12 protein-coding genes are annotated in these 18,115 nt (G+C 56.0%); 2 read left to right on the top strand and 10 right to left on the bottom strand.

The window, feature by feature from the left end:
- Positions 1-234 precede the first annotated feature (234 nt).
- From icd to argC, 8 genes are all read right to left on the bottom strand, one after another.
- Positions 235-1,494 (bottom strand): NADP-dependent isocitrate dehydrogenase, encoded by a 1,260-nt coding sequence (gene icd, locus ACYVRB_RS11595; RefSeq protein WP_461215524.1) that lies wholly within the window; start codon positions 1,492-1,494, stop codon positions 235-237.
- 23 nt (positions 1,495-1,517) lie between these two features.
- Positions 1,518-2,651, bottom strand: a complete 1,134-nt coding sequence (locus ACYVRB_RS11590) for a citrate/2-methylcitrate synthase (RefSeq protein WP_461215523.1) — start codon at positions 2,649-2,651, stop codon at positions 1,518-1,520.
- A 29-nt stretch (positions 2,652-2,680) separates the two neighbouring features.
- The gene (acnA, locus tag ACYVRB_RS11585; RefSeq protein ID WP_461215521.1) at positions 2,681-5,287 is read right to left on the bottom strand and encodes an aconitate hydratase AcnA; all 2,607 of its coding nucleotides are present in this window, start codon (positions 5,285-5,287) and stop codon (positions 2,681-2,683) included.
- 286 nt (positions 5,288-5,573) lie between these two features.
- The gene (argF, locus tag ACYVRB_RS11580; protein ID WP_461215520.1) at positions 5,574-6,596 is read right to left on the bottom strand and encodes an ornithine carbamoyltransferase; all 1,023 of its coding nucleotides are present in this window, start codon (positions 6,594-6,596) and stop codon (positions 5,574-5,576) included.
- Positions 6,593-7,732 carry an acetylornithine transaminase gene (locus ACYVRB_RS11575; protein ID WP_461215518.1) on the bottom strand — a complete coding sequence of 380 codons (1,140 nt, stop codon included), beginning with the start codon at positions 7,730-7,732 and terminating at the stop codon, positions 6,593-6,595. Before ACYVRB_RS11575 ends, argF begins: the two co-directional genes overlap by 4 nt.
- A gap of 677 nt (positions 7,733-8,409) precedes the next feature.
- On the bottom strand, positions 8,410-9,153 hold the full coding sequence (gene argB, locus ACYVRB_RS11570; protein WP_461215516.1) for an acetylglutamate kinase: 744 nt from the start codon (positions 9,151-9,153) through the stop codon (positions 8,410-8,412).
- 19 nt (positions 9,154-9,172) lie between these two features.
- Positions 9,173-10,357 carry a bifunctional glutamate N-acetyltransferase/amino-acid acetyltransferase ArgJ gene (argJ, locus tag ACYVRB_RS11565; protein WP_461215514.1) on the bottom strand — a complete coding sequence of 395 codons (1,185 nt, stop codon included), beginning with the start codon at positions 10,355-10,357 and terminating at the stop codon, positions 9,173-9,175.
- Positions 10,358-10,431: 74 nt separating this feature from the next.
- The gene (gene argC, locus ACYVRB_RS11560) at positions 10,432-11,463 is read right to left on the bottom strand and encodes an N-acetyl-gamma-glutamyl-phosphate reductase (RefSeq protein ID WP_461215513.1); all 1,032 of its coding nucleotides are present in this window, start codon (positions 11,461-11,463) and stop codon (positions 10,432-10,434) included.
- A 228-nt stretch (positions 11,464-11,691) separates the two neighbouring features.
- Here argC and ACYVRB_RS11555 point away from each other — a divergent pair, with 228 nt between their 5' ends.
- Positions 11,692-12,762: a carbamoyl phosphate synthase small subunit gene (locus ACYVRB_RS11555; protein WP_461215512.1), complete on the top strand. Its 1,071-nt coding sequence runs from the start codon at positions 11,692-11,694 to the stop codon at positions 12,760-12,762.
- Entirely contained in the window at positions 12,755-15,799 is a 3,045-nt protein-coding gene (gene carB / locus ACYVRB_RS11550; protein ID WP_461215511.1) for a carbamoyl-phosphate synthase large subunit, read from the top strand. Before ACYVRB_RS11555 ends, carB begins: the two co-directional genes overlap by 8 nt.
- Positions 15,800-15,850: 51 nt before the next feature.
- Here carB and ACYVRB_RS11545 read toward each other — a convergent pair whose 3' ends face one another.
- Entirely contained in the window at positions 15,851-17,203 is a 1,353-nt protein-coding gene (locus ACYVRB_RS11545) for an FAD-dependent oxidoreductase (protein ID WP_461215510.1), read from the bottom strand.
- A gap of 24 nt (positions 17,204-17,227) precedes the next feature.
- The gene (locus ACYVRB_RS11540; protein WP_461215508.1) at positions 17,228-17,923 is read right to left on the bottom strand and encodes an EAL domain-containing protein; all 696 of its coding nucleotides are present in this window, start codon (positions 17,921-17,923) and stop codon (positions 17,228-17,230) included.
- Positions 17,924-18,115 lie beyond the last annotated feature (192 nt).

Below are 18,115 nucleotides of genomic sequence, written 5' to 3'. Positions count from 1 at the left end.
TTTCGCAATCAAACCAATTTCTTCAATCGCATCTACCAATTAACTGCCTAAAATAACAAAAAGCCTCCTATCATGGAGACTTTCCTAAAAGATAAATTTATTCTTCAACACCAGTTGACGCAGAGCCTAAAAAAAGGCTCCTCATCTCTGAGAAACCTTCAAAGGATAGGCATTATCCTTCAACACAATTTGACAAACTTCTGTTTAAACACATCGTGATGACACGGTATTTTTTTACAAGTTGCCGGCGACATACGCGCCAAACGCGTGGGTGCCCAAGACGTCAGCGTCTGCGCTCGTGGCAAAATCAGCCGTCACGTGCTGTTCAACGATGGCTTTGGCAACCCCGGCACGAATGAGGTCTGCAGCCTCACCCCAGCCGATGTAATCAAACATCATCGCCCCGCTCAAGATAATCGAGGTCGGGTTGAGCTTGTCTTGCCCAGCAAACTGTGGTGCGGTGCCGTGGGTCGCTTCAAAAACCGCCCGGCCGCTTTCGTAGTTGATGTTGGCCCCAGGCGCGATCCCGATGCCGCCGACTTGGGCGGCAAGTGCGTCAGAGAGGTAATCCCCGTTGAGGTTCATGGTCGCCACCACGTCGAAGTGTTCTGGGTGCAACAGCGCCTGCTGGAAAAAGTTGTCGCAGATGATGTCGTTGACGATCACCTTGCCTTCCGCTTCAGCGTTGGCCAAGGCGGTATCCGCGACATCCTTGCCGGCGTCTTTTTGGATCACGGCGTATTGGTTCATCGTGAAGGTCTGATCTGCGAAGTTGGTTTCCGCTTCCGCGTAGCCCCACTTCTTGAAGCCGCCTTCGGTTTTCTTCATGATGTTGCCTTTGTGCACCAGGGTCACGCGCTTTTTGCCATGGGTGATGGCGTGGGCGATCGCGGCGTGCACGAGGCGGGCGCTCCCTTCTTGGGAAACCGGCTTGATTGCAAAAGCCGCGGTGTCTGGGAAGCGCACCTTGCCGGCTTGGCCTTGTTCCTTCAACAGCGCCATCCACGCCTTGGCTTCCGGCGTGCCGGCGTCGGCTTCGATGCCGGCGTAGATGTCTTCGGTGTTCTCACGGAAAACGTCAATGTCTACCCGTTCAGGATGCACGACCGGCGCCGGGGTGCCCGCAAAATATTGCACCGGCCGGAAGCACGCATAAAGGTCCAACGTCTGCCGAAGCGTGACGTTGATCGAACGGTGCCCGACCCCAACCGGTGTGGTCAGCGGACCTTTGATTGCCACCAGATGGCTCTTCAGCACATCCAGCGTCTTTTCAGGCAACCACTCACCGGTATCCGCAAACGCCGTCTCCCCGGCCGCCAGTGGCAACCAGTCGACTTGACGCGCGCCGCCATAGGCTTTGCGCACAGCAGCGTCAAACACCAGCCGCGCGGCCGCCCAGATCTCCGGGCCGATGCCGTCGCCTTGAATGTATGGAATCTGCGGCTGATCAGGGGTTTTCAACCCGCTATCAGTCATCGTAATAGGTGTACTCACTGATTGCCTCCTGTAAAATCCAATTAATTTTTAGCTGCAGACTTCTTTACCGTCTCGGTCTGCTTTTTTTCTGACTGCGCTTTGACATGGCGATCGGTCGGGCCAACGTATTCGCTGGCCGGCCGGATCAAAACCGCTTCGTCGCGCTGTTCCATGATGTGCGCTAGCCAGCCGGCAGTGCGGCAGGCAGCAAACATCACCGTGAACGTCGACTGATCGAGTCCCAGGCTGTGGTAAACCACCGCGGTGTAGTAATCGACATTAGGATGCAGGCCGAGTTTTTCCAGCATGTAATCTGCCAACTGTTGTTCGATCTCGTAGTACACCTGGTTGTTGGTTTCGGCAGCACTTTCCTCGGCGATGCCGCGCAAGATCTTCGCTCGGGGGTCGCCGTCTTTATAAACGCGGTGGCCGAAGCCCATGATCTTCTCGTGGTTGGCGATTTTGTTGTCGATATACCGCTTCGGCGAGATGCCGGTGTGGCGGATCTCTTGCAACATGTTGAAGACCTGTTCATTGGCGCCGCCGTGCAACGGACCTTTCAAGGCACAAACTGCGGCGGTCAAACATGAATAAAAGTCAGCGTTAGTCGAAGCCACCACCCTAGCGGTGAAGGTCGAGGCGTTCAGCTCGTGGTCGGCGTGTAACACCATGACAGTGTTGAACAGGCGCACTTGCGTCTTGCTCGGACGCCGACCCATGAAGAGGTACATGAAGTTTTCGACGACACCCCATTCAGGATTCGCCTGCATCTGTGGTTGGGAATCGCGCAGACGAATGATGGCGGCGATGGCCGTCAACATTTTGCCTAAGATCTGCCGCGGTTCGTCGAGCTTACCGCCGTTGTTGGTGGTCCCAAGTAGCGACACCATCGTCCGCAAGATACTCATCGGGTGCTGGGGTTCCAGCGCGACGTATTCCATCAAGCGGATGGTTTCATCCGGCAGGTGCATCGCCGACACGAGGTCGGTTTGCATCTCTTTCAACTGAGCCGCTGTCGGCAACGACTTGTGCCACAGCAGGTACACCACGGCTTCGTACGGCAAGTCTTTCAATTCTTCAATGGGATAGCCCGCAAAGGTCAGCTTCGAATCTTTGGTCGAGCTGATCTTGGTTTCAGTAATGACTACCCCTGCTAATCCTTTAGGTACGTCCATTGAGTAACCTCCTATGGTTGGTTTCTATATCAATCGGCCAACGCGGTCGTCACCATCTGGGGCATGATCCCACCGGCTTGGTAATAATCAAAATCTGCCGGGGTATCAAACCGCACGATCGTGTCAAACTTGGTGACCTTGCCGTCTTCTGCGGTGGCGGTGACATGTGCCACATGGTTGTCTAAATTAATTTCAAACGTTTCTTTGCCGGTCAAGCCGAGCGTTTCGGCAGTTTGGCCAGGTTGGTACTGCAACGGGATCACACCCATCATCGCCAAGTTGGCGCGGTGGATCCGCTCGAAGGATTCTGCGATGATTGCCTTGACGCCCAAGAGCTTCACGCCTTTGGCCGCCCAGTCCCGCGAAGAACCCATGCCGTAATCTTTCCCTGCCAAAATCACCAGCGGGGTGTCGGTTTTGGCATATTCTTGTGCGGCATCGTAGATCGTCGTCTCCGTGCCGTCTGGCAAGGTGGTGTAGCCGCCAGTTGTGCCTGGAGCCAGTTGGTTTTGCAAGCGAATGTTAGCCAGCGTCCCGCGCACCATGACTTCGTGGTTCCCACGACGAGAGCCGTAAGAGTTGAAGTCTTTCGGCTCAACGCCGTGCGCCCGCAGGTACTTGCCTGCCGGCGAGTCGCGGCCGATGAAGCTGGCCGGGCTGATATGATCGGTCGTCACAGAGTCGCCAAGTTTTGCCAGCGCGCGCACGCCAGAAAGCGTCTGTGGGGCCTTCCCATCGGCGCTGACAAAAGGTGCGGCGGCGATGTAAGTCGACGCCGGATCCCAGTCATACGTCGTGCCGGTGGCAGTCGGGAGCGCATCCCAGTTGGCGTTTTGGTGATACAAGGTCTTGTAGTTAGCGGCAAACTGTTCTGGATGCAGGTATTGGGCGTTCAGATCCGCGATCTGCTGGTCGCTCGGCCAGAGATCCTTGAGGTAAACCGGAGTGCCGTCTTTGGCGATGCCCACCGGTTCGCTGTCTAAGTCGATATCCATCGTGCCGGCAAGCGCGTAGATCACGACCAACGGCGGCGAGGCCAGGTAGGTGTCAGTGATCTTCGGGTTGACCCGGCCGGTGAAGTTCCGGTTGGCGGATTCGACCGCGGCCAGCGGATACGGCTCTGCTTCAACGCGCGCCTGCAGCTCGGGCTTTAGTTGGCCGGAGTTGCCGATGCAGGTCATGCAACCGTAGCCGGTGAGGTTGAAGCCCAGCGCATCGAGGCTCTTTTGCAAGCCGGCGGCGGTTAGGTAGTCCGACACGACCCGCGACCCTGGCGAGAAGCTGGTCTTCACGTATGCCGGGCAGGACAGGCCGTATTCAACGGCTTTTTTGGCGATCAAGCCGGCGGCAAAAAGCACCTGCGGGTTGGACGTGTTCGTGCAACTGGTGATAGCGGCCAGACCCAGTGCGCCTGGGCGCAGGTCAAAATGCTCGCCTTCTAGGTCAACGGGATAAGCCGGCATGTCGCGGCGGTCGTCAAACTGCTTCGGCATGTCTGCCAAATAAACCAGGTCTTGCGGCCGGGTCGGGCCAGCAACACTCGGGCGAACCGAGCTGAGATCGAGATCGACGTTTTCGCTGTAATGGCGGATGTCGTCGTCGACTGGACGGTAGGCCAAGTGGTTGGCGTTGGCGTAGTCTTGAACCAGCGCGATCTGTTCTTCTGAACGCGCCGTCAAGCGCAGGTAATCGATCGTCTGGTTGTCGATTGGGAAGTACCCGCAGGTCGCGCCGTATTCAGGTGCCATGTTCCCGATCGTCGCGCGATAAGCCAGCGGCAGGCTCGACAGCCCGACGCCGTAGAACTCAACGAACTTGCCGACGACGCCGTGCTCACGCAACAAGTGCGTCAGCGTTAAGGTCAAGTCGGTAGCGGTAACGCCTGGTTGCAGGCGCCCTGTCAGGCGGACCCCGACGACTTTAGGTGTTGGCATGAGCGTTGCTTCGCCAAGCATATTGGCTTCGGCTTCGATGCCGCCGACACCCCAGCCGAGCACGCCCAGGCCGTTGATCATGGTCGTGTGCGAATCGGTCCCGACCAGCGTGTCTGGGAAGGCCTCGCCGTCTTTGACCATCACGACCTTGGCCAGCCGCTCGAGGTTGACCTGGTGAATGATCCCGGTGTCAGGCGGAACGACCTGCAAGTTATCAAAACTTTGTTGGGCCCACTTCAAAAAAGTGTAGCGTTCTTGATTGCGTTCGAATTCTTTTTTGACATTATAGGCGAAGGCCTCGTCGTTGCCCGCTTTATCGACTTGGACACTGTGGTCGATCACCAGATCGACCGGCACTTTCGGATTGATGCTGGCGCCGTCGCCGCCTTGGGCAACCACGTCATCGCGCATTGCGGCAAGATCAACGATCGCCGGCACACCAGTGAAGTCTTGCAAGATCACTCGTTCAGGCTGATACGCCACGTCTTGGTCGTGGGCATGATCCCAATCGAGTAAAGCCTTCAGTTCTTCTCCCTGCGCTTGGCCATGATTCGCCCGCCGCAACGCCGCTTCCAGCAGGATACGGATCGTGTAAGGTAAGGTGTCGACCTGCGCCTGGTGGTCTGCTAAGAATGCGTCAATATCCGCATATTGGTACGTCTTGTCACCACTTTGGAACGTGTTTATGTAAGTCTGTGCCATCCGTTATCCCATCCTTTACACTTCCGGCGAACATATTCTAATCTTCGCCTAAGAATATCATACAACTTTAATATTACCGCGCTTATCTGACACGTCAAGTAAAGCGGTCAAGATAACTGACATGATTTTTTGTTAATTTCAGATGAGAGCGCGTCTTGTTGCGTTTGCCAAAGAAACGAACAATATGAATTGTCCCCTACTGTCGCGGTTGAAACAAATGGCCCTGTATCAAGACCCCGCTTTTTGGGGGAAGACACAGAGCCACATCGCTTACAACACACTGCAGTTAATCGAACAGGCTGTCAGGAATGAAGAGGTCGCCCAAGGTCGCGGCCATGATCGCCTTGATGGCATGCATCCGGTTTTCAGCCTCATCAAACACAACCGACTGCGGTGAATTGAAGACGTCATCGGTGATCTCGAGCGCATCCATGTTGAATTGCTCACCGAGCTGCTTGCCGACCGTGGTTTCATGGTCGTGATAAGCCGGCAGGCAGTGCATAATGATCGTGTCATCCTTGCCGGTAGCGGCAACGAGCTGGGCGTTGATCTGATAAGGCCGCAGCGAATTGATCCGTTCGGCCACATCGATCTCTTCACCCATCGAGATCCAAACGTCGGTATACAAAGCGTCCGCGCCGTTGGCGGCGACTTTGGCATCTTCGGTCAACAGCACCTGGCTACCGGCTTTGGCCGCGTAGTCTTTGGCCATGGCGATGATGTTTTCCGCCGGCCACAACGACTTCGGGGCACCGATGTGAATGTTGACGCCAAGCATTGCAGCAGTGACCAAGAGCGAGTTACCCATGTTGGAGCGTCCGTCGCCCAGATATGTCAGCGTCAGGCCCTTAAGATGCCCGAAGTGTTCCTTCAGGGTCAAAAAGTCTGCGATCATCTGGGTCGGATGCCATTCGTCGGTCAGCCCGTTCCAGACCGGGACCCCGGAATACTTGGCGAGGTCTTCCACCGTTTGTTGCGCAAAGCCCCGGTATTCGATGCCGTCAAACATGCGGCCGAGAACCTTGGCGGTGTCAGCGGTGCTTTCCTTTTTGCCAAACTGGATGTCGTTTTTGCCCAGGAACTCCGGATGCGCGCCTAAGTCGATCGACGCGACGGTGAATGCTGAGCGCGTCCGCGTGGAGGTCTTTTCAAACAGCAGCGCGATGTTTTTGCCTTGCAGATAAGGATGCGGAATATGCGCGTGCTTGAGCATCTTGAGATGCGCGGCAAAATCAACGAGATAGTTCAGTTCTTTTGGCGTGTAGTCGATTTCTTTCAGCCATGACCGATTTTGAAAATGATTCATCATTTTGCCTCCTTCAACACAGCTTGGATCAGCGCCAAGCCCTTCTGCAGATCCGCTTCGCTCATCACCAACGGCGGCAACAAGCGCAAGGTGTTGTGCTTGGCCGACAGCGTCAGCATGCCCGCTTCTTGGAGCTTGCCGATCACTTTTTCGACATCGATGCTTTCGTCGAGATGGATCCCGATCATCAAGCCCATGCCGGAGATCCCAGTGACGGCATTCAACGGCGCGACCGCGTCGTCTAAGGTCGTCCACACCGCGTTAGCCTTGGCCTTGACCCCGTCGAGAAAATCAGGCGTCAGCTTAGTCAATACCATCTTGGCCGCAGACAACGCCAGCTTGTTGCCGCCAAACGTCGTCCCGTGGCTGCCCGGGGTGAAGGCAAACCCGAGCTTCTTCTTCCCAATCATCGCCCCGATCGGCAAACCAGACCCCAGCGCCTTGGCCATGGTCACGATGTCAGGATCCAGACCGAATGCTTCGAAAGCAAACTTGTAGCCGGTGCGACCGATGCCCGATTGGACTTCATCGATGATCAACAGCGTGTCAGTTGCTTGACACTTGGCCTGTACGGATTGCAACCACGCCTTGTCACCGACGACCACGCCACCTTCGCCTTGGATGACTTCGAGGATGACCGCGGCCAGATCCGTGTCGATTTTGGCTAGCGCTTCGGGATCGTTGTAATCTGCAAAAATCACATCCGGCACCAGCGGCGCAAAGCCTGCTTGGATGCTCGGGTTGCCGGTCAAGGACATTGCCCCGTATGTGCGGCCGTGGAAGCCATTGTTGAAGGCCAGCACGCGGGTCTTGCCGGTCGCCTTGCGCGCCAGCTTGAACGCGGCTTCGTTGGCTTCGGTCCCGGAGTTGCAGAAAAACGCCAGCTTGTCGTTGCCGGCGAGCATCCCCCCGACCGTTTCTTGGAGCTGAGATTCATAGAGGTTGCTGGTGTGCCAAACAGCGCTCAGCTGATTCTCCACAGCCCCGGTAATTTCCGGATCGCCGTACCCGAAACTGCACACCCCGATGCCCGAGGTGAAGTCCAGATACTCTTTGCCGTGATTGTCGACAAGGTGCCAGTCATGGCCAGATACCAAGTCGAATGGATACCGTGCATATGTATTAAAAAGATTGCTCATGTTGTTTCCTCCTGAAATCTCGTTCACTAATCGGGTTGAGGCGCGATGCCGCAATGTGGCAGTGTTGTGATGTTGTCAGCTTTAACGGTACGCCTTTGGCTTAGGTGGGACAACGGCATTGTGTCTAAGACAGCCCGGTCTCGTGCGGCGAACGCACGCGTCCAGGCTGTCTTAGCAACATGCCTAATGGTTTGGGTTTAGCGTCGAGTCACGGGTTATTACTCGGGGTAAAGAACGCCTCCAGCACTGACCCTAGGCTACCCGACCTGCTAAAACCGCTTTGCTCCGCTCTGGGTTTCTTCGTCGAGCTCCACAAAGCAACGCGATTGCATATAAGTCATTCCGGTCACGCGATGGCGTTGCCATCACGCACCCAGACCGCCTTATATACATCGCTAAAACCGCTTTGCTCCGCTCTGGTTTCTTCGTCGAGCTGCGCGAGGCCAACGGAGGGCTGTCTAAGCTGTCTCGGCCACGCACCGGCGTTGCCGGCACGAGTCCAAACCATCTTAGACTCCCTCCTAAGTACGGCCTCGCTCCGCTCTGGTTTTCTTCGTCGAGCTGCGCGGTGCAACGCGGGTACAGCTAGCTACGCTATCGCATTCGGGGCAAAACCCACCCCAAATGCGATAGCTAGGCTACCTGACCCGCTAAGTGCGCACCGCTCCGCTCTGGTTTCATCCTGCGATCGCGGCTTCCACGATCGTCCCTGCGTGATCCAAGGCGTCTGTGATGACGACTTCGTGCACAACTTGGGCGGTGTGGGCAGCGGCTTCGATCTTTGGCTGCATGCCTTTGGTGATGACGTTGGTGGCGATGAGCTGGGCGGCTTTTTGTGGGGTCAACTTGGCGACAACGCTGCCGGCTTCTAAGACGCCTGGCACGTCGGTCAACAAGACCAGCTTGGTGGCGTGCATGGCGGTTGCCACAGCGGCGGCGGCCATGTCGGCGTTGACGTTCAACAGCTTGCCGTCTTCGGTTTGCGCAAGCGGCGCGAGCACCCCGATGTGATTTTCGAGAAACGCCGACAGCGCTTGGGCGTTGACACCGGTGACGGCGCCGACTTGGCCGTAGATCGCTTCATCAAGAAAATCCCCGACCAGCAGGTGCTCGTCGCTAGTGTTTAACCCGATCACCGGCAGGTCGTGCTGACTCAATGCCAGGCACAGTTGTGGTTGTACCAGGCCTAACAAAACGGCTTGGGTGACCTGCAGGGTTGCCGCGTCCGTGACCCGGATGCCGGCCTTTTTGACCGGGTTAAGCCCAAACTTCTTGCTCCAGGCATTGATCTGCGGGCCGCCGCCATGGATCAAGAGGATTTTTTTGCCGGCATCATGCCATATCTTTAATTGTGCGAAAAACGCTTCGGATAACTGCGTCGCGGCGTTGCCGCCTAATTTGACAATGATCAATTCTGACATAAGGTCCTCCTGCATGTTGTTAGCTCCGATAGCTTGCGTTGATTTTGACGTATTTGTAGGTGAGGTCGCAACCCCAGGCCTGCCCTTCAGCGTCGCCGGCGTTGAGATCGACATCGATGGTAATTTTCTTAGCGCCCATCGCTTTTTTGACCGCTGCTTCATCAAACGGCAGCTCCAGCGAATCGGCGACAAGCGGGAACCCGTTCAGCGTGATGGCGACGTGATCAACGTCGATCGCGACATCGGTTTGGCCCAAGGCGCTGATGATTCGGCCCCAGTTGGGATCTTCCCCAAAGATCGCAGCCTTCACGAGGTTGGAGCCGACGATGGCCTTGGCGGCGTGCTGGCCTTCCTTGTGGTTAAAGGCGTGGTGGATATTAACTTCCACCAGCTTCGTGGCGCCTTCGCCGTCTGACGCGATGCCTTGGGCCAAGGCCGCCAACACTTCGTTGAACGCCTGGGCGAACGCGGCATAGGCCGGATGTTTGGCCGTCAGCAGCTGATTGTCGGCTAATCCGTTGGCCATCACCGTGACCATATCGTTGGTCGACGTGTCGCCGTCGACGGTGATCTGGTTGAACGTCTCATCGATGCCTTGTGACAACAGGCCTTGCAACTGCAAACCGGAGATGTTGGCGTCGGTGAAAACGAACCCGAGCATCGTCGCCATCTTGGGATGGATCATCCCAGACCCCTTAGCAAATCCGGAGATCGTCACCGGCTTATTGTCGATGATCAGCTTGGCCGACGCGATCTTCGCGTGGGTGTCAGTCGTCATGACCGCGGTGGTGACGCCAGGATTATGCTTCAGCGCCAAGGCATCAATGCCCGCGTGGATCTTGTCCATCGGCAACTGCGCCCCAATCAAGCCGGTCGAAGCAACCCCGACGAGCGCAGGATCGATATCAAGCTTTTCGGCAACTTGTTGCTGCTCGCTGAGCGCGTTGTCCCAGCCGGCTTGGCCGGTACAGGAGTTGGCGATCACACTGTTCATTACGATTGCCTGCAAGCGGTGGTTGGAACTGATCAACTGCTTGCACAGCTTCGTCGGCGCGGCGACGAACTGACTGGTGGTATAAGTCCCAGCCGCTGCGGCCGGCACGCTGGAAACCAACCAACCCATGTCGTTCTTATCGCGTAAGCCCGCCTGCACCCCATCGGTGTAAAAGCCTTTAGGCCAAGCAAATTCATTCGTGATCGTCATGCGCGTGTCCTCCTGATAAAAATTGTGCGTTCTATTCGTTCATTGACTGTTTTTAATTTGTTTGCTCAGTCGATCTAAGGAAGTGCAACAGTCGTTGGTAAACCTTCCAGTGGATCCAGGCCAAACATCTGGTTAAGGTTTTGAATCGCCTGGCCGCCGGCACCTTTGATCATGTTGTCGATGACGCTGACGACTAAGACGGTGTTGGTGACTGGGTTATACACGGCCCCGATATCGGTGAAGTTGCTGCCGACGACTTCTTTGAGCGTTGGCAGCTGCTCACCGGTGAAGCGGACGAAGAAGTCATCTTGGTAGGTTGTCGTGTAGGCTTGTGCGATCGCTTTGCCGTCGACGCCTGGGGCGACCTTAGCGTAGATCGTCGCCATCAAGCCTGTCGTTACCGGCAGAAGCGTCGTGGCGAATTGGATTGCCGGCACTTCTGGATCCCATTGCTGCAATTCCTGCATGATTTCCGGAATGTGCTTGTGGGTGTTGATGCCATATAACTGAAGGTTGTCGTTGGTCTGAGTAAAATGCGACAAGGTCGTCAGCTTCTTGCCGGCGCCTGACGTCCCAGACTTGGCATCGACGATGATCGAATCTTTTTGAATCAGGTGTTGCTGGATCAGCGGTGCCAAGCCCAGCAGCGTTGCCGTGGCGTAACAGCCCGGGTTGGCGACGTATTTGTGCTCGCCGACAGCTTCAAAATCTGCGAGTCCGAAGTGCGCGGTTGCTAACGCCGCTTTGTCTGCGGCCGGCTTGTGGTACCACTTCTCATAAGTGGCCGGATCTTTCAGGCGGTAATCACCGGAAAGGTCGATCACCGGGAAGCTGGCTTCAATGAATGGGTTGGCCAAAGTGTTGGTGACGCCGGCGCTGGTGGCGAAAAACAACACGTCGTTGTCTGTCATGATCGCCTGTGGGTCATAAGGAAGCAACAGGTTATCTTCGGTCGGTCCAAATTGGGGCACGGCCTCATATAGTGGCACGGCGGCTGTTTGATCATGACCGTAAAGACTGATCGCGTCGACGGCTGGGTGCCCTTTGAGAAGTTGATATAGCACCATGCCGGCATAACCGGTGACGCCTACTAAAGCTACTTTCATAAATCATTGCCCCTTATGCAAAATATTGAATGACAGTAGCTTACCCCCATCGGCAGAAAAATACAAGCGTTTCGTGATTTTTATTCAGTATTTATTCAAATTTACGGCTAAAAAAGCCGTTTTTCTCTATAATCTCTGAATATTCTGTTGACATTCTCATGAAATTGCCGTTAAATATGAACAACATATAATGAATATCAAGTGCATAAAATTACGAGGTGGCGCAACATGAAAAAATATCTCTATTTACAAGACGGGACTCACTTTGAAGGACTTGCCTTTGGCGCTGATCTTGAAATCGCCGGCGAAGTGGTGTTCAACACGAGCATGGTCGGCTATCAAGAGGCCTTGACCGATCCGAGTTACGCCAACCAACTGTTGACTTTTACCTATCCATTAATAGGAACTTACGGCATCGATCTCAGTCGTAACCAAAGCGCCGGCATCTTGGCCCAATGTGCCATCGTGCATACCTTGGAAAACGAACCCGGCCCCGATGGCATCACGCTGGATCAATTTCTCAAAGACAATCACGTGCCCGGCATCGCCAACGTCGACACCCGCGCGTTGACCAAACACATTCGCCAAAGCCACACGATGCAGGCGGTGTTGTTGAACCAGCCGCTGACCGGTGATTTTGACGCCACCTTCGCAACGCTGTACGCCGATTGCAAGAAACAACCACAGCTCGGCCACAGCACCTACCATAGTGACGCCGCGAACGCCAAGCATGTGGTGATGATCGACTTCGGCACCAAACAAGCCATCATCGACTCGCTGGTCGCTTCCGGCATCGATGTCACCGTCGTGCCTTACACCGCAGATTTGGCGATGATCCAAAACCTCCATCCAGACGGCATCTTACTATCTAATGGCCCTGGCGATCCGGCCGACTATGATGTCTTACCGCTGATCCAAGCGCTCGAACACCTCTACCCAACCGCCGGCATCTGCTTGGGACACCAGATCCTTGCTTTGGCCAACGGCGCCAAGACTCGCCCGATGGCATACGGCCACCGCGGCATCAACCATCCCGTGCACGCCGTCGATTCATTCCACGCCATCATCACCAGCCAGAATCACGGCTACATGGTCGACGCCGACAGCCTCGCCAACACGGATTTAGTCGTCACCGAACTCGAAGGTGACGACGGCACCGTTGAAGGCCTCGCGCACAAGTGGCTGCCGATGTTCTCCGTTCAATATCACCCAGAAGCTAACCCCGGTCCTCACGACGCGGTCAACTTCTTTACGCAATTCAAACAGCTCATGGAAAAGAAGGTCGCTGCCCATGCCTAAGAACCTCAATATTCACAAAATCGCCGTGATTGGAAGCGGCCCGATCATCGTCGGCCAAGCCGCGGAGTTCGATTACTCCGGCTCTCAGGCCTGCCTCTCGTTGCGAGAAGAAGGCTACACCGTGGTGCTAATCAACTCCAACCCGGCAACAATCATGACCGACCAAGATATCGCCGATAAGATCTACCTCGAACCGCTGACGGTCGCTTCCGTCACCACGATTCTGGAAAAAGAACGCCCCGATGCCTTGTTACCGACGCTTGGTGGCCAAACCGGTTTGAACCTCGCCGTCGCCTTAGATGACGCCGGCGTTTTGGACCGGTTAAACATCCAACTGCTGGGCACCGGCCTCGACACGATCCACCAAGCCGAAGACCGCCAGGAATTCAAACAACTGATGGAAGACCTCCATCAGCCGGTGCCGCAATCGCTTACCGTGCACGACCTAGACACCGCGCTGAGTTTTGCCAAGACCTGCGGCTATCCGGTCATCGTTCGTCCGGCCTTCACCCTCGGCGGCACCGGCGGCGGGATTGCCCACAACGAAGCCGAACTGCGCAAGATCGGCCAGCGTGGTCTGGAGCTATCCCCTAACACGGAATGCCTGATCGAAAAATCGATCGCCGGCTACAAAGAAATCGAGTTTGAAGTCATGCGCGACGCCGCGGGCACCGTTATTTCCGTGTGCTGCATGGAAAACCTCGACCCTGTCGGTATCCACACCGGTGATTCGATCGTCGTGGCACCGAACCAGACGCTCGACGACCCGACGTTTCAAAAACTCCGTTCCGCTTCGCTACAGATCGTCTCGGCTTTGAACATCCAAGGCGGCTGCAACGTGCAGCTCGCCCAAGACCCGAACAGCGACCAATATTATATTATTGAAGTTAATCCACGGGTCAGCCGGTCATCGGCTTTGGCAAGTAAGGCGACCGGCTATCCGATCGCCAAGATCGCGGCCAAGATTGCGGTCGGCCTGACACTGCAAGAGATCCAAAACCCGGTCACCAAAACGACTTTCGCCGCCTTCGAGCCGACGCTGGATTATGTTGTGGCCAAGATCCCGCGGTTCCCGTTCGATAAGTTTGTCACTGCCGATCGCCACTTGGGCACCCAAATGAAGGCCACTGGGGAAGTCATGGGCATCGGGACGACGCTTGAAGAAGCGCTGATCAAGGCGATCGAGTCGCTGGAGCTCAACACCACCATGCAGACGACCTTGTTACCTAAAACCACCCCGACTGAAGCCGAGTTGACCGACGAGCTCGACCACCCGACCGACGTCCGCTTGTTCTACCTGTTTGAAGCTTTGCGTCAAGGCTGGTCGCTGGAGAAGATCCACGACCACACCCAGATCACGATGTTCTTCTTGCACAAGTTGCAACACATCTGGGACACCAAGGTCATGTTGCAAAACGGCAAGCTGACCGCCACCAAGGCCGTTGACGCCGGCAAGCTGGGCTTTACCGCCAAGATGATCAGCAGCGCCGCCGACGCCGCCGAAGACGTCGTCGCCGCACTGCTGCCGCAGCCGGTTTATAAGATGGTCGACACTTGTGCCGGCGAATTCGCGTCGGAAACGCCCTACTTTTATTCCACCAACTTCCCTGGCGAGAACGAATCCAAGCCGTTGGGCAACTCGATCGTCGTCATCGGTTCCGGCCCGATCCGGATCGGCCAAGGTGTCGAGTTCGACTACACCACCGTCCATTGCGTCCAGGCGATACAAGCGGCGGGCTATCACGCCATCATCGTCAACAACAACCCCGAGACGGTATCGACTGATTTTTCCATCTCCGACAAGTTGTACTTCGAGCCGCTGACGGCAGAGTCGGTCATGCACATCATCGACTTGGAGCAACCGCTGGGCGTCATCGTGCAGTTTGGCGGGCAAACCGCTATCAACCTCACCGCCCAGCTCGCCGCCAAAGGGGTGAAGATCCTCGGCACCAGCTTGGCTGGCATCAACCAAACCGAAGACCGCCACGAATTCGAATCATTGCTGGCAGCGTTGCACATCACCCAGCCTCAAGGTGCCACCGCGATGAATCTCGAAGAGGCCCGCGAGATCGCGCCGCAAGTCGGCTATCCGGTCATGGTACGGCCGAGCTACGTCTTAGGCGGCCGGGCCATGGCGATCGTGCAATCGCCTGACGAGCTGGAAGAATACGTGCAAAACGCGATCGCCGCCGCCCCGCATCAGCCAATCTTGATCGACCACGACGTGCAAGGGAGGGAATGTGAAGTCGACATTTTATCCGACGGCAAAGACGTCTTCATCCCCGGCATCATGGAACACTTGGAAGGCTCCGGCGTCCACTCAGGCGATTCAATCGCCATCTACCCGCCGCAACATCTGACCGCCGCCCAAGAAGCCGAGATCGTGGCGACGGCCACCGCCATCGGCAAAGCCGTGCACTGTGTCGGGATGATGAACGTGCAATTCATCGTCGCTGATCGCCTGTACGTCATCGACGTCAACCCGCGTGCCAGCCGGACCGTGCCGTTCATGAGCAAGGTCACCGGCTACCATCTGGCCAAACTCGCCACCAACTTGATCTTGGGCAAATCGCTGGCCGACCTGCACCTGCCGGTCGGCTGCCCGACGCCAAAACCTGGCGTCGCCATCAAAGCCCCGGTGTTCTCCTTCACCAAGCTCCCTGGCATGGCCACCGGCTTGGCACCAGAGATGAAGTCCACCGGCGAAACCATCGGCCTGGGCGCCACCTACCTCGAAGCGCTGCAAAAAGCACTGTGTGACAGCTACCACTGCACGCTACCAGCCCCTGGCGACACGCTGATCGTTAGCGCCCAGCCCGACGCCGAGTTAAGCGCCCAGCTGCAACACGCCGGCTTGAAGACAGTGCTGTGGTCCGGGACGCAGCCGGCAACCAAACCTTGGGCAGTCTTGAACCTCGACGTCCACCAAAACACCGCGACGCCGTTGAACTACTATGCGTTAAGCCACCAGGTGCCGCTGCTGACCAGCACCGCGACACTTGTTGGCCTGCTACAAGCCACCAAAACCTTAGTTTAGCCATCCAAAAAACCGTCTTGTCGACATAGACAAGACGGTTTTTGTGTGCGATCAGGCTTTTTCTGCTTGGGTGACGGCCATTTGAGCAACCAAGTTGAGATAGTTGAACGGTTGGTCGTAATGCGGATTGAACAGCATATCCACATAAGCCAAGTCGTCAATCGTGTTGTGATTTTGGATCGCGATCGACACCGCATTGGCACTTTGCGTGATCTCGTGGCTACTAATCAGCTGCGCCCCTAAGATCTGGCGGTTTTCCGTGTTATACACCAGGGTGATGCGCACGTCGGCGTGACCTTTCATAAACACCGGCCGATACGGCCCGACGTACGTCACACTGGCGGCAGGCACCTGGTCGCGTTGCGCGCGCACCAAGGTCAGCCCAGTCGTCGCCAGGTTCTCATCGAACAGGCGCATCGCGGTGGTCGCCTGGGTCCCGAGATCTTTTTGAATATTGCCAAAAACGTTGCGCCCAACAATGTAGCCTTGGCGTACCGCGTTGCTGGCCAGCGGCACGTATGCCGATTTACCGGTCGGGTTGAAGTGGACGGTGCAGGCATCACCGGCCGCGTAGATATTCTTGTTGCTGGTTTGCATCCAATGGTTAGTCACCAGCGCACCGTGGCGATCCATCGCCACCTGCCCGCGCAGCAGGCTGGTGTTGGCCAAAAACCCGGTGCAGACGATCACGACATCGGCCTCATATTGCGCGTCTGCCGTCTCGATCGTGACCGTCTTGCCACCAAACTCCCCGGAAAAAGCATCTACGCGGGCGTTGAGATGGACATCCACGCCGTGAGCTTCGAGCACCTTTTCAATGTGTTCGGACATCCCCGGATCGATGTAATTGTTGAGTAACTGCGCGTTGCCTTGAAGCAGCGTCACGTGGTGATGGCCGGTGTTGGCAAAAGCTTCTGCAAGCTCGACGCCAATATACCCAGCGCCGACGATCGCGATCCGCTGGTTGGCCAGCGTGTTTTCGCGGATCAGCTCGGCTTGGCGGGCATCTTTGCACAACAACACATGGCTGTCGTCGATGCCCCAAAGCGGTGGCACCTGCACGTAAGAGCCGGTCGTCATGATCAGCTTGTCGTAATGGTCTTCAAACACCGCATTGGTTCCCAAATTCTGCACTTGCAGCGTCTGCTTGTGGCTGTCGATTGCCAAGACATCGTGGCGCACGCGCACCTCAACGCCAAGTTCAGCGAGGTGTTCAGGGGTCTCGTAGAACATGTCTTCGAGCTTGGCCACCTCTTGGTCGAGATACAAGGCAATGCCGCAAGACAAGAAAGAGACATTGTCATCGCGCTCATACACAACAACGTCTGCCTCTGGGTGAAACGCTTTGATCGCCTTGATTGCCGAGACGCCGGCATGCGTGCAACCTACGATTACGATTCGCATGATTACTTGATTCTCCTTTGAGGGTTATTTTGGATCATCTGCCGCCAATCTTAACAGATGGGGTTTGCCATAGTAATAGCCTTGCCGCAGATCGATGCCAAGCTTGGTCGCGATCGCGTCGTCATGGCTGTCTTCGATGCCTTCCAGAATGAAGCGTAGATTGCGCTTGACGGCCAGGTCGTGCCAAAATTTGACCCGCTGATGCATGTGGGGATCGTCTAAGCCTTCGTCAAAATTCTGTAACGCAAACTTGATCTCCCGCGCGTAAGGTAAAATTGCCTCGACGTGGCTGAAATCGTTGTTGCCGCTATCGACATCATCGAGACTCAACTCCATGCCGCGATCGAGATAACGCTCGATCTGCGGCTTGAGTTGGGCCAGCTGAATGTCGCGGTCGGCCTCTTCTTCTGTCAGCTCGATGACAAGCCGCACCGGCCGCAAAAAATTCTGGGCCTGGATCAAAGCCGAGTTGACCTCAGCATCGAGCAACTGGGTTCGGTTCAGGTTCACCGACACCGACGGCACCTTCAACGCCAGGTGGCTGGTCGTGGCGACCAACACATCTGCGATGGTGTGCGCAGGGATCTCACTGAACGCCACTGGCGGCCGCCAACCGTTGCCGGTGTAGGCCTTCATCAGCAGCTCATAACCAATCAAATTATTATTGACCGTATTCACTTGGGGTTGAATGAAGTAGCGATACATCGTAGCCTTCCTCACGCTTGTCTTTAACTGTTCCTTTATTATCCCGCTATCGGTTCCTGAGTACAAATTAGTTTAATGAGTTGTATCCACAAGAATCTCGGTGTGGTTTAAATAAATCTTCGCTCAGATGACGCTTTCACCGCGATCATGTCAAATACGACAAAAAGTAAGCATATTTAGTGATTAATCTTCCACCAAATCGGCCTG

This window comes from Lacticaseibacillus boliensis, assembly GCF_054784775.1.
This window is presented reverse-complemented; position numbering and strand designations above follow the sequence as displayed.